The 14,410-nt window shown below is 46.5% G+C and carries 9 protein-coding genes; 6 read left to right on the forward strand and 3 right to left on the reverse strand.

Annotation, left to right across the window (positions count from 1 at the left end; genetic code table 11):
- The first annotated feature begins 466 nt into the window (after positions 1-466).
- The 3 genes from ACHKAR_RS08770 (at position 467) to ACHKAR_RS08780 (ending at position 6,339) form a co-directional block, all read left to right on the forward strand.
- On the forward strand, positions 467-2,377 hold the full coding sequence (locus ACHKAR_RS08770; protein WP_395417082.1) for a glycosyl hydrolase family 18 protein: 1,911 nt from the start codon (positions 467-469) through the stop codon (positions 2,375-2,377).
- Between the two features lie 10 nt (positions 2,378-2,387).
- Complete coding sequence (locus ACHKAR_RS08775; protein ID WP_395417083.1) at positions 2,388-4,109, forward strand: carbohydrate-binding protein; 1,722 nt, start codon at positions 2,388-2,390, stop codon at positions 4,107-4,109.
- A 64-nt stretch (positions 4,110-4,173) separates the two neighbouring features.
- Positions 4,174-6,339, forward strand: coding sequence for a beta-1,3-glucanase family protein (locus tag ACHKAR_RS08780; RefSeq protein WP_395417084.1), 2,166 nt, complete (start codon positions 4,174-4,176; stop codon positions 6,337-6,339).
- Between the two features lie 61 nt (positions 6,340-6,400).
- Here ACHKAR_RS08780 and ACHKAR_RS08785 read toward each other — a convergent pair whose 3' ends face one another.
- Both ACHKAR_RS08785 and ACHKAR_RS08790 read right to left on the reverse strand, forming a co-directional pair.
- Entirely contained in the window at positions 6,401-7,825 is a 1,425-nt protein-coding gene (locus ACHKAR_RS08785; RefSeq protein ID WP_395417085.1) for a DUF5689 domain-containing protein, read from the reverse strand.
- A 259-nt stretch (positions 7,826-8,084) separates the two neighbouring features.
- Positions 8,085-8,705: a hypothetical protein gene (locus ACHKAR_RS08790; protein WP_395417086.1), complete on the reverse strand. Its 621-nt coding sequence runs from the start codon at positions 8,703-8,705 to the stop codon at positions 8,085-8,087.
- A gap of 197 nt (positions 8,706-8,902) precedes the next feature.
- Here ACHKAR_RS08790 and ACHKAR_RS08795 point away from each other — a divergent pair, with 197 nt between their 5' ends.
- A complete protein-coding gene (locus ACHKAR_RS08795; RefSeq protein WP_159579540.1) occupies positions 8,903-9,079 on the forward strand; it encodes a hypothetical protein in 177 nt (58 codons plus the stop codon).
- Positions 9,080-9,183: 104 nt separating this feature from the next.
- Here ACHKAR_RS08795 and ACHKAR_RS08800 read toward each other — a convergent pair whose 3' ends face one another.
- Positions 9,184-10,629 carry a family 16 glycosylhydrolase gene (locus ACHKAR_RS08800; protein WP_395417087.1) on the reverse strand — a complete coding sequence of 482 codons (1,446 nt, stop codon included), beginning with the start codon at positions 10,627-10,629 and terminating at the stop codon, positions 9,184-9,186.
- Between the two features lie 384 nt (positions 10,630-11,013).
- On the opposite strand from ACHKAR_RS08800, the gene ACHKAR_RS08805 reads away from it, so the two are divergent.
- Both ACHKAR_RS08805 and ACHKAR_RS08810 read left to right on the forward strand, forming a co-directional pair.
- A complete protein-coding gene (locus ACHKAR_RS08805) occupies positions 11,014-13,911 on the forward strand; it encodes a triple tyrosine motif-containing protein (RefSeq protein WP_395417088.1) in 2,898 nt (965 codons plus the stop codon).
- 68 nt (positions 13,912-13,979) lie between these two features.
- Complete coding sequence (locus ACHKAR_RS08810) at positions 13,980-14,375, forward strand: hypothetical protein (protein WP_395417089.1); 396 nt, start codon at positions 13,980-13,982, stop codon at positions 14,373-14,375.
- Positions 14,376-14,410: the final 35 nt, after the last annotated feature.

Below are 14,410 nucleotides of genomic sequence, written 5' to 3' on the forward strand. Positions count from 1 at the left end.
TCGGATTACCCTTTCCAACTGCCCGAGTCACGTGGGTCAGTTAAATCACAAATAATTGATTACCAAATACTTACAACCTTAACACCATAGGGGTACGTAATTTTTGCGTAGTATCGGGTATTTGTGTGAGGTTTTTGAGTGGTGGGTATTTTGGGATCAATTCAAAGTACTGCTAAACTGCAGTACCCTTAACCAAAAAGTATCCAACAATGATGAAACACCTACTACCTTCTCCTATCTGGAGCAAAGTATCAATACTCCTGCTGCTGAAGAAATTTCCCTTTTCGCAGAAACCTGTTACGGTCCCGATCTACGGGACACAACCTTTAGATCACATTAGAACATAGCGGGATTTAACCACTCACCTTAATAGAAGACAGATAGGCGACTGCCACATAGGTTGACACTTGACCTGTGCGAAATCGCAACGCCTATCTAAGGCATTATACCAACCAAATTCAAACCTATGAAAACCAACTCAATCAAGTGGGGACACCAACCTCCCTCACCACAATCCATTATATGGAAACATATAACATTCCTACTCTTTCTTTTTGTCTTCATGTCCATGGCCACAGTCCACGCACAGAAAATAGTGGGCTATACTCCGTCATGGCTCGGAAGTGCCAATGACATTGATTACGATAGACTCACTCACATTAACTATGCCTTTGCCCTACCCACAGCCTCGGGCGGTCTTCAGGCCATTGAAAATCCAGCCAAGCTTCAAAGCCTCGTAAGTCAGGGACATGCCAAAGGTGTGAAAGTCCTCATCGCCATAGGTGGCTGGGATCTGGGTGATGGTGGTGGCAATGACGGCCGATTTAATACCCTGGCGGCCTCAGCATCCTCCAGAAATAATTTCGTAAACAATGTGCTTAGTGTGATCAACCAGTACAACCTGGATGGAGCTGACATTGACTGGGAATTCCCAGAGCCCGTCAATGGTGCACCCGATAACAATTTCACCCTACTCATGGGACAGCTCTCTACTGCCCTTCACAACCAGGGGAAATTACTCACAGCAGCGGTAAATGGATCCGCCTGGGCTGCTGATGGCATCTCCAGCCAGGTATTCGGTTACGTGGACTTCCTCAACATCATGGCATATGATGGAGATGCGGGTGCCGGGCACTCCCCATATAGCTATGCTGAAAGTGCCCTCAATTACTACAAGGGCCGTGGCCTGCCTGCGGCAAAGGCAGTCATTGGAGTCCCCTTTTATGCCAGACCAAGCTGGAAGGGATACAACACCCTCATCGCCGAAGGAGCTGATCCTTATTCCGATTATTTTAATGGAGATTATTACAATGGCATCAATACCATAAAAGCAAAGACAGCCCTGGCCAAATCCCAGGGCGGCGGCATCATGATTTGGACTCTGGATCACGATGTACAAGGACAATACGCTCTGCTCAAAGCCATCAAGGATGAAATGGGAACCACCGGAGGATCAGGGGTGGTCACACTCTTCCAGCACTGCGATTATGGTGGTTACTCAGCCTCCCTCAACACTGGCAGTTACACTCTGGGGCAACTCCAGGCCCTCGGTGTAGCTAATGATGACATCTCCTCCTTACAGGTACAAAATGGGTATCAGATCACTATGTATCAGCATGATAACTTCACCGGAAATGTATTGGTAAAAACCTCCAACGACAACTGCCTGGTCAATGAGGAATTCAATGACGACATCAGCTCAGTCATCGTAGCGCAAGCTTCCTCGGGCTGGTCAGCAACCATAGAGGCAGAGAACTGGACGGTACAATCCGGCACACAGACCGAGGCCTGCGCTGAGGGTGGACAAAATGTCGGTTGGATAGATACTAACGATTGGATGGTTTGGGACATTAACCCACCGAGCAGTGGTACTTACACCGTGGAATACCGCGTGGCCAGCCCCAACAGTAGCGGTATGATCCAACTCGAAAAGGCTGGTGGAAGTCCCGTATATGGCTCAAGGTCTGTCCCCAATACCGGTGGCTGGCAAAACTGGACTACCATATCTCACTCCATCAACCTCACAGCAGGACAGCAACAGATCGCCATTAAAGCACTCACAGGCGGATGGAACATCAACTGGCTCAAACTGACCAGCTCAAGTGGATCTCGCATTGCCCTGGAAAGCCAAAAGTCACACATTAATCATCCTGACCTAAGGATTTTCCCCAACCCTACATCTGACTACTTGGAAGTGCAGGGCTCTGCAGATATGGGGCGCTATACCATTTATGATTTGAATGGAAAGACCGTTTCAAACGGTCACAACAGCCCCCAGGAGGATCATAAGAAAATTGATGTACGGCAATTGAAGGCCGGGATCTACTTCATCAGCCACAGCAAATCAAAAAAGGTCCTACGATTTATCAAACAATAAACCTATCACCATGAAAACCCTATTACACAACCAATCAATCAAAAACACCCTATTACTTGCCCTGGGGCTGTGTTCCTCCATATTCACTCAGGCTCAAAACTGGAACCTGGTGTGGGCAGATGAGTTTACCAATGGCATCGGGCCGGACTGGGTCTTTGAGACCGGTACCGGGTCTGGCGGCTGGGGCAACAACGAGCTTCAGTATTACCGTCAGCAAAATGCCACTGTTGAAAACGGGCAACTTGTCATCACTGCGAAAAATGAGAGTTTCGGTGGTATGAACTATACCTCCGCCAGAATGAAAACACAGGGACGAAAGTCCTGGAAGTACGGGAAAATTGAAGCTCGTATCGCTATGCCTTCTTTCCTGGGGGTATGGCCGGCCTTCTGGATGCTTGGCGACAACATCACCTCAGTTGGTTGGCCATCTTGTGGCGAAATCGATGTAATGGAGCACGTCAACACAGAAGCCGCCACCCATGGCACCATCCACTGGCAGGACCACAATAACAGTTATGCCAACTATAGTGGAAGCACCGGCACGAATGTAACTGCCTTCCATACTTACGCTGTGGAATGGGATGCCAACGCCATCAAGTGGTTTCTGGATGGTAATTTATACCATGAAGCCAGCATTGCTGGTGGAGTGAACGGCACCTCAGAGTTTCACAACAACTTCTTCATCCTCCTCAATATGGCCATCGGCGGTAACTGGCCTGGGTTTAATGTGGACAATGGAGCCCTTCCTGCCAAAATGTATGTAGACTATGTACGGGTATACCAAAGTGGAGGTGGCAGCTCCAATGGCGTAGCCACCCTCTTCCAACACTGCGATTATGGTGGCTACTCAGCTTCGCTGAACCCTGGCAGTTATACCTTAGGACAACTTCAGGCGCTCGGAGTGTCCAATGATGACATCTCATCCATCCAGATTCAGTCCGGCTATCAGCTGACGATGTATCAGCACAATAACTTCACCGGAAATTCTCTGGTAAAAACTTCCAATGACAACTGCCTGGTCAATGAGGGTTTCAATGATAACATTAGCTCAGTCATCGTAGCACAAGCTTCCTCAGGCTGGTCTGCCACCATAGAAGCAGAGAACTGGACCGTGCAATCCGGCACACAGACAGAAGCTTGTTCAGAAGGAGGACAAAATGTAGGCTGGATAGACACCAACGATTGGATGGTCTGGGATATTAACCCACCGAGCAATGGTGCTTATACCGTGGAGTATCGGGTATCCAGCCCAAATAGCAATGGAATGATCCAGTTAGAAAAAGCAGGTGGAAGCCCTGTGTATGGTACAAAATCTGTTCAGAATACTGGTGGCTGGCAAAACTGGACCACCGTAGCGCACACCATCAGCTTAAGCGGTGGCCAGCAACAGATCGCCATCAAAGCACTCACCGGCGGATGGAACATCAACTGGTTTAAAATAACCAGCGCTGGCGGCAGCAGAGTGGTTTCGGAACCTTCAGTACCCGAACCCACCCCAGAAATCTCGTTGAGCATTTTCCCAAATCCTGCATCCAATCTATTGAATATCAAAGGACTCAAGGGTTTGGGCAACTATCAGATTTATGACCTAAGTGGCAAAACTGTCCTGGGGGGTATTTTGAGCAGTGAAGATGGCCTCTCCTCTACCATAGATGTGAGCTCGTTGAATACAGGCTCCTACTTTTTAGTGGAGTCATTGAGCAATACCAAAATGAGATTCATCAAAAAGTAATCAGCTATATCCAACCAAGGGCCGGAAAGTTCCGGCCCATTCTTAACCATAAACCTTTACAATCATGAAAACCAAAATTTACCCGTCACATTGGATTCTCAAATTCTTTGTCGCAACGACCGTGATGCTCCTATGGAGCCTCACTACCTGGGCACAAACCCTTCCCTATCTTGTGGAAAATAATTCAGAATATCCGGACAATCAGGTATTTGTGGCCATCGTAGGAATCACAGATGGTCACGTCTGGGTGGACCCCGCCACTGGCCAGGTGCATCCCATGAGTCAATCCGACAACACCGTGCAGGGACCTGTGAACGGTGGGAACCAGGGACCCGGAGGCGACGGTAAATATGCCAACTGCTTTCGTCGACTGAGTGAAATCCCCAACCACACCATCAACATCCCAAAAATAGCCGGTTGTAGGATTATGATTTCCTTCGAAAGCCAGCTTTTTCTTTACTTCTTTGGTCACTCAGGAAACCCCAGCGGATACGCTGCACCTAACCTGGCAAATCCCACCGACCCCAATCAGGGCATTAAATTTGAGTTGGTTGAGTTAACCTTCAATGACTATGGACTCTGGTGCAATACCTCACGTGTAGATTCCTATCAGTATCCGATGGGACTGGAAGTATGGGGCAATGGCTTTTACAAAAAAGTAGGCGAAAAGAAAACACATGCACAGATCATCTCCCAATGGCAGAGCACTGCTCCTTCTGAGTTTCAGAGCCTTCTGAATGCTTCCGAAGGAACCATCCACTTTCCCACTAAGACAAGCACCTTCCCCACCAACTTTTTTCAATCATACATTGATGCCATCTGGTCTAAGTATTCCAGTCAGCAGCTGGTATTCAATTCGGGACAAGCAGGTGTATGGAGAGGTAGTGTCCAGGGAAACCAATTTGTTTTCACAAGAGATGGGGATGGCCAGGTAGCCACCATTCCTGGTAAACCCACTACGATTGAGGCCATGGAAGGCAGTGGTGTAATGGCCTCCGGAGCCCAGTGGGATCTGGTAGTACAGGCTCAGTTTGTAGCAGCCATCACCCGGCATGCCATAGACCTGAATGTCGGATCCGGGGTACTGCAGGATTTTGGCAATATTTCCTCTTACTATCAAACCTGGCCATATAACTGGTATGCCAAATTCTGGCACCAAACAGACATTAGCGTGGATGGGCAAACCTATGCGTTCGCCTATGATGACGTATTCGATCAGTCTGCAACCATTCATACTCCCAGCCCTACCAATATCAAGATTACTGTCGGGGGCTTCTATGGAACCACCAGTGGAGGTGGCGGTGTAGCCACGCTCTATCAGCATTGCGATTATGGTGGCTACTCAGCTTCCCTCAATGTGGGCAGCTATACCCTGGGACAGCTCCAGGCCCTTGGAGTCGCCAATGATGACATCTCCTCTCTGCAGCTACAAAGCGGCTACCAGATCACCATGTATCAGCATGACAACTTTGGTGGGAATGTATTGGTAAAAACCTCTAGTGATAACTGTCTGGTCAATGAGGGTTTCAATGATGACATCAGCTCTGTAGTGGTCGCTCAGGTTTCTTCGGGATGGTCCACGACCATAGAAGCCGAAAATACGGCTGTGCAGTCCGGCACCCAGACCGAAGCATGCGCCGAAGGAGGACTTAATGTCGGGTGGATAGATGCCAATGATTGGATGGTTTGGGATGTGAACATCCCCTCCAATGGTCCTTATACCGTAGAATATCGGGTATCCAGCCCAAACAGCAACGGCATGATACAGTTAGAAAAAGCAGGTGGAAGCCCTGTGTATGGTACCAGGTCTGTTCCAAATACAGGTGGCTGGCAAAACTGGGAATCAGTTTCACACACCGTGAGTCTTACCGCTGGTCAGCAGCAAATTGCCATCAAAGCACTGGCTGGCGGCTGGAACATCAACTGGCTCAAAATCACCAGTGCCGGAGGGTCCAGAACAGCCACAGAAGTGGATATAAAAACCGCAGTATCGACAGAAAAACTGATCGTTTATCCCAATCCTGTCCAGGATCTGCTCAGCCTCAAAGTACCTGGAAACGAAATCATACAGGCCGCTGTAATCCATGACCTCTCCGGAAAGCAAATGATCCAATGGGCTGAATATAAGGAGACATCACCTCTGGATGTATCTCAGTTGAAAGCAGGGCATTACCTACTGAGTATCAAAACCTCCACAGGGTCCTATACCACCAGGATTATTAAAAAGTAAACATATAAAACAAAAAAACCACAGGCTCCTGGCCTGTGGTTTTTGCTATTGTATACTGCTCTTATCTTCTGATGTCCTGAGCATAGGTCTGAGGCAAGATGCGTCCCCAGTCCCCTACAATCCCAATAATTGACAGAGTACCATTGGGCAACACTACCCCGCTGAACTCTGCCCCAGAATAGGTAGTCACGGTGGCTCCACTGTGGTCATTAGATATGGCCCAGTTTCCCTCAAAAGTACGCACGCCATTGGCCTGAGGGAAGAATACATTGTCTATTCTGACCTTTTTACCCTGATAAAGGCCACTGTGTAACCCCTCAAAAGTGATGATCTCTGGTTGCACATACACTTTCTCAGCGATTTTAATTCCGACAAGATCATTCACGTCCATCATGCCCTTCTGTCCATTGATCAATGCCCCTGTAGCCCCCTTAAGGTTGAGCTGTACATGGTCTCCAAGGGTAACCATCCTCTCTGAACTAAATCTCAGAAAGATCCCCCCTGTGCTATCCTGGATGTAGGCGATTTTATCATCCTGAACATTCGAACCAGAGGTGATCACACCTTTGATAAAGTAGTCATCTCCCAACCAAAACTGATCACCATGCTCCTCGAACTTAGCGCGTAGTTCAGCTATTGAATGAAGCTCATTAGACACTACATCATCCTCCTCTATCTTCACAGTCAGGGTTGGGTTGTTACCTACCGTCAGGTCATCATTGAGGTCGTTTATTTGGAACAAAATCTCGAAAGTGCCAAGTGACAGTCGGTCATTGATGGAATTAAAAGAAAAGAAAACAGATTCCATTCCCGGGTTCACCTCCAAATCAATTTCACCCAAAACGGAAGCGGGAGAAGTGGTGAAATGGGTGCCATAGACACGTCCATCCGTCACGATGCTGATGGTAAGGGGAACGGTATGCTCCACACTACCTTCAATGGTTAGCTCTATCAGATAGTCCTCACCCTCCACCAGGTGGACGAATGAATCTGCAAAGTTGACTTCAGCACCTTCAGAGTTGTTTGGCTCCTCTGATAATGATTTAACCAAGTGCATGTTGGACACTTTCTCGGTGCCCAATTGGAACGCTTCCGAAGGGTTGAGCAGGGTAAGACTTACCTGCCTATCAGTCGTATCCAGCGTAGATGAGCGATAAACGGCTATTTCGTAAAACTGCTTACCCTTAAGAATAGGAAGCTCAATCACTCCATCCTCTGCAGATGGGTTTGTGGTATAATCCAGACCATATCTGGCGGTACCACCAAGCTGAATACTTACTTGCCCATCGGTGGTGGGCATCTGATCCAGCGAAATTCCCAATGGTAGAGAATCGCCAGCACTTTCAATAAAGAGATCTTTATCGACGAAATCAATCGATGTTTTTGAAACTGGCTCGAGACCTGGTTCGAGCTCATTTTCATCAACACATCCTAAAACCCCTATCCCCAGGACAAGAGTTAGAAAAGTAGAAAATTTTGAAAACATTTGTTTTGAGTATTTGACCTTGTGCGCTTCAGCTCCTCAGCCCTATTCCCGTCACAGGTAAAAAAATGTATAACCAGATATGGGACAAAAAATGCTCACAGAAAAACCGTGAGTGCCTTTAGGATAATGAGATTATTCAGCGCACAGCACTTGACTTTACAAATCTCGTGCCAGATGATTCTCTTTTGGGCTTCCAGACTTGGTTTTTGAGGTCAAGGCATCCTTCGGAGGCTGTACTGTAGCCCCATTTGCTCATTGGTCAGGCGGAGCTCATCTCCGTAAAACCACATCGCCCACTGGGTCTGATCATGCTCAAAAATGAGTTTCCGATGCCTGGTATTGATGATGACCCTTCCCTTTTCCAAGAGTCCATTTTGATCCTCCATCCTGTAATTTCCATTCCTTTCCAGTGTAAATGAGGCAGAAACCTTCTCCACTTCTCCGTTCTTCCTGATTTTATACATATGCCACCTTCCAACCACTCGCTCCTCAAATTCCGCAAAATCAGGAATTGTTTCAATTCTTTCAACCGCAACTGAGTGCCTCTGTAGCCTTCCTCCACCCCTCTTAAAATAATAAACTCTTTGAAGTATTTTATTTTCCATTGGGTGTTGAACCACGAACGGTCTTCGCTTCGAAATCTGATCAAAGGTGAATCAAAATGATACATTCCCACCTGATCACCGGACACTCTGGACACTGCAAAGCTACTGTTGGCGTTGATCTCCAGAAAGGTGGGATTGGCAGACCTGGGCACCGCGTCCACTTCGAGATGTTCCAACTCCCACAAGCCGGCAAGTTCCTTGGTGGTCACCTGCTGACAGGACACTACGCCCAACATGATGGGTAACCAAAACACTCTCAGCATTACATATTTCATCAATCGGATAAATGGGAAGAACAATGGAAAGTAATCAATGATGGCTGACCAAACAAACTCAAATATTTACAACTCTCCCTGACTCAACAACTTCTGAATCACCCACACAATTGTGGATAAGTTTTAACCGTTCTTTTGGGGGTAACAGCCACAGATTTGTCTTAAATTTAAATAGCCACCAAAATAACACCGCCGTTATGCAATTGACATCACAAAGAAACCTTCTGGCGCTACAGTCAGAGCTAAATCAACTTCAAAGGGAAATGTTGAGAAAGAGACAGGAAGGAAAACTGGAAGACATAGAAACCCTGGAGCAGAAAGTAGACAAGCTCCATACGGAACTCATCTCGTTGAAAACCATGATCTCAGATTAGGAGACTACACAACTGGTAAGTTAACCCATTCGTGGGTTGACTCGAAAGCATTAAACCCCGTAGCTAGTGCCACGGGGTTTTTTGGTTGGAATGATAGCTAGTACTTACTTGATAATTAGGTTTCTGGTTTCAGTGCCTTTTTCTGATGTGATACCCAGTATATACACACCCTTTCTCAGATGCGATGGCAATACCACATTTTCCAGCCCATCTTTAGCTACAGCCGTATAGACAGTTTTTCCTGATACATCCATCAATGACAATTGCACTTCAGGGCTTACCTGATGATCCCATCGCACTTTGAACTCATGATTCGTCACCGGATTGGGGAATACCGTTAAAGCAACTGGCTCCGAGAGCTCCGAATCCAGCTCAGGTGCCTGTCGGGCTCCTGCGCCGGTTCCCCAGGTAAATTGCTCCCAGCCCTGAATGGTGGTGCGATCACAGATCATAGGTGACTGACCGTTCTCCGACGACACATACAACCCATTATTTCCCCTTAAGGAAATCGTTCCGTTGGCGTTGCTTACCCAGTCGAAGGCTTCCCAGCCTTGTACCGTAGTCCTGTCGCACATCATGCCCGATTGACCATTCATGGAGGAGACGTACTTTCCATTACTTCCTCGTAAAGCGATTTTACTGCCTCCGGCACTGACCACAGTGAATTGTTCCCAGCCTTGCACTGAATTTCGGTTGCAGTTCATGGGTACAGCTCCATTTTCCGAGGACGCATACAGCCCGTTGGAACCTCGCAGCCAGATCGTTTGACCGACCGGAGCTCCAGTGCCCCCTCCGGTAGATTGATACACACGTACATAGTCTACTTTCACAGAAGCCGGAAGTGCTCCATTATTGACATTATTGCCTGGCAAATTTCCTCCCACGGCCAGATTGAGTATGATGAAAAACTTCTCATGAAACTCGCTGGTTCCATTGATCCCATTCTGAATATTGGCCGTATGATAGAGGTTACCGTCTACAAACCATTTGATGGCATTGGCATCCCACTCAATAGAGTAAACATGATAACCAGTCACACTGGCTGCTGTGTTGCCTCCATAATAGACGTACCCATTATTGTTCCAGTGAATGGTGCCAAGCACATGGTCACTGGTATTGGTTTGTTCCATGATGTCAATTTCACCACAGGAAGGCCATCCCACCGAGGTGATGTTGTCGCCAAGCATCCAAAAGGCAGGCCACGACCCCTGAAAGGCAGGCAATTGCATCCGCGCCTCTATTTTGCCATACTTCCAGGATTTCTTACCCTGGGTCTTCATACGGGCAGAGGTATAGTTCATACCGCCAAAGCTCTCATTCTTGGCTGTGATCACCAGTTCGCCGTTTTGCACAGTGGCGTTTTGCTGGCGATAATACTGGAGCTCGTTGTTGCCCCAGCCACCTGAGCCCGTACCTGTTTCAAAGACCCAATCGGGGCCAATACCATTGGTGAACTCATCTGCCCAGACCAGCTGCCAGTTTTGTGCATTGGCCGTCCACCCTATCAGGGTCATGAGGGCAATCATTAATAATTGTCTAAGTTTTAACATAGTGATTGTTTAGTTGATGAATGATTAATTAGGTTGAGATAATAATTAATGAATCCTTAATAGAAATCGATTTCAATTGCGAAAGACTCAATCCAAATATATAATTCACCTCGTTTTTTACATTATTCGCAACTACGCTTTAAATACACCCGACTATCACCATTGATAAACATGATTACATCACATAGAATTAAACCACTGACTATCAGCTGGTTCTTATTCCAAAAAAACAATGATCACCAAAGACCATGTAACCAATCTGATCAGGTGCAATGCCTCAAATGGAGTGGCTAAGCACAAAATTCACCCCTGTTTAGGATGATTGCATCTGGAGAATATTTCATAATGAAGTAATTTGGAAGTGGCACACGACAGAATATGATTATGAACCGAATCCAACCAAGAATTTGGATCGCAATTTTCACACTACACACAGGTATTGCTCATGGATTTCAGGAGCAACCATTCGCTAAGAATCCCTCAGTGCGAGGGGCTCCGGAGATCATCCACTTTGGACTGGACGACTTCCAAAGTGACCCAATGATGATGGCCATGTGCGAGGATTCTTCTGGGGTGAAATACTTTGGCAATCAGGACGGTTTACTCATTTTTGATGGAGAAACCTGGGCGCGGCTGGAACTACCCAATAAGTCTCTTGTCAAATCACTCTACTACGGATCTGACCACAAGGTCTACCTGGGTGGATTTAATGAATTTGGCACCGTAGAACGGGATAAGTTTGGTCAGTACCAATACAGCTCTATGGTTGATATGGCTAAGGTGGATCACCTGAACCTGGACTTTGTTTATGACATTCACGAGGTACAAGGACACATCATTTTCAGAAGCATGTCCAAACTGATTGCCATTAAGGGCCAAAAAGCACTCACTATACCTACTAGTGGCTTTTACTCATCTGCTGTCGTGGATGATCGTCTTTACATGGCCAACTGGGAAGATGGTATCAAAGAGTTCGATCTGCATACAATGAACTTTGACCTGCTAATCCCCAAACCACTGTATCAGTGGAATCCCATTGTATCCATTACCGCAGGCAACTCAGCAGAAACGTTAAGTATCTTCACCAGAGATGGTCAGATATATAGCTACCACCTCGAGAGTAAACACTTCTTACTTGTAAGAAACCTATTTAATAAAACATCCACCAATCAGGTAACAGGGGCAGTAAGGACAAAGGACGGAGATTACTACATCGGCACATTAGCTGATCAACTGATCATGCTGACGGCCAATGGCAAAACAATTCCCCTTAACAAGCCCATCATAGGTCTGCAAGATGAGTCAGTAAACAACCTCTATGAAAGTAAAAACGGCAATCTTTGGGTTCTTTTAGAAAACGGGATTGATTGCATCAACCTCTCCTCACCTGTATCCACTGTTTTTAATAAAGCTTCCGTATTTGATGTTCAGCTCTTTCAGGGCATCTGGTACATAGCTACCAATCAGGGCGTGTGGGCATCGGTCCAGGGACTTACAGGTGGCCCCTTCAAACACATGCAGTTTGAGCCTATAGCAGGTCTCGATGGACAAGCATGGTCACTTACGTCCATTGAAAATCAGCTCCTTTGTGGTCATGAAAAGGGCTTGTTTGTAATAAAGGGTAAAGACATTAAACAAATTCCGGCATCCGATGGGGTCTGGAAGGTGATCCCCATACAGGAAAAACCGGGACACTATCTGGTCTGCACTTACTATGCTCCCTACCTAATGAGCATCAATTCGACGGGCGATTTTCAGATCGATAATGTGATTTCGGGTTTTTCAGAGTCCAGCAGAGACATCCTTCAGAGTGAACCAGGTGTCTTCTGGGTATGTCATGGCTTCAAAGGTGTATTCCGAATAAAAATAAATCCTGACTACCAAAGTGTGGTCAGCGTGGAGCATTTTGAAGAAGCCGGACTCCCTTCCCCCTACAAGGTCAATGTGTTCTCATGGAAAGGCGAACCAGTCTTTACAACCAGCAAAGGTCTTTACTCCTTCAATGATTCGTTAGACGTTTTTCAACCCCATTCATTGCTCAATGATATTTTGGACCCTAACATCGAAACCAGAAAAATCATGGAAACCAAGGACCGTACCTGGTACATTCACAATGATGAGGTCGGGTATTTCAACCATGAAGATAACCCTGTCCTTCAAAGTGAAGCTTTTTTACAGACACGCGGGACATTTAATAAGCACATGGAATCGATCACCCTCCTGGACAATGGCGTGCTGATCGGTACGAAAAAAGGGCTGTTCGCCTTTGATCTATCCTCAAGAACAGGTTCTCCTGTCCCTCATTCCGTAAGGATCAGTCAGCTTAGTTATCAAAATGGCAACTCCCGCATTCTGCTACCACTGGACAACCCTCTCGAGATTTTGGCATCACAGACTCAAAACCTCCGATTTGAATATACAGTACCCCAGATGGATATGTTAAATGATGTAAGGTATAGTTACCAACTTTCAGGTGCCGACCAGGTCTGGTCAGATTGGGAAGATAAACCCTGGAAAGAATATAATTCTCTGGATCCCGGCACCTATGAGTTTTCTGTGAGAGCAAAGAGTAAACTAGGTGAATCATTTCTGACCGCTCAACACACGCTCATCGTGAGGCCGCCATGGCATCAGACCACACTGGCTTTTGTGAGCTATTTCATCCTTGGACTGGCGCTGATTTTCCTCTGTGTCAAAGTTATTTTAAGGCTCTTGGAAGAACAAAGGCAAAGAACCATTCTCGAAGCGGAGAAGCAGAATAAAATACTCCGATTAGAACTGGACAGGATGCAACTGGCTCAGGAAAAAAACCAATTTGAATCCACAAAAACTTCTCTGGAGGAAGATTTGCTGCTGAAAAGCAAAGAACTGGCGAACTACGCCACTCTACTCTCACGCAAGCAGGAGCTCATGATAGAACTCCGCGAAGAACTCACAGACCTTGAGAATAACACAAGAAACGAAAAAACGCGACAGGATCTAAAATCACTCATTCGTAAAATAAAGATACGGCTCAACGATGATGACTACATCAAAGTATTTGAAGCCAATTTCGAACGCGCCCACCACGAGTTTTTCAGCGAGCTCAAGGAACGGTACCCTGACCTGACCAGCAAGGAGCTCCGACTCTGTGCATTGGTAAAAATGAACCTGACCAACAAAGAAATAGCACCCATTATGAATATTTCCATCCGGGGAATAGAAACAGCCCGATATCGCCTGCGCAAACGCCTCAGCATTCATGACGACATGGTGGAATTCCTTGAAAAACTCGCCCCATAATTAATCGTTGAACGAAAGACGCTCTTATTACCCTGCCAACAACCCAAACTTTCTATATTTGTGCACCTATGAAGTCTCATCAATCCGTCCTTATTGCACTCTTGCTGGTCATCCAGGCCTTGGGTCCTATTTCGGATTTGTGCTGTGAACTTCCTAAGCTTCCTAATCTCATCAGACATTTTTACGAGCATCGGGCCTTCGATAACGACTCCTTTCTTGAGTTTCTGGCAGAAGATTACTTTGAAGGTACGGGCGATGAGCATGGACATCATGAGGATGATAATCATGATAACCTACCCTTTCATGGCAACCACCATTGTGGGCACATCTTTGTGTTTGTTACTCCGGTACTGACCCAACAGTTGAAATCGCCTTCATTCAGCACCGTTTCCAATTTTTGTATTTACCTGGCTCCTACTTCCACAGCCTATCCCGACTCCCCCTTTCAACCACCCAAAGGTTAAACACCCAATAAGTCATATTTAAGAGGTTTCATCGG

Source organism: Marinoscillum luteum, assembly GCF_044005705.1.
GTDB lineage: Bacteria > Bacteroidota > Bacteroidia > Cytophagales > Cyclobacteriaceae > Marinoscillum > Marinoscillum luteum.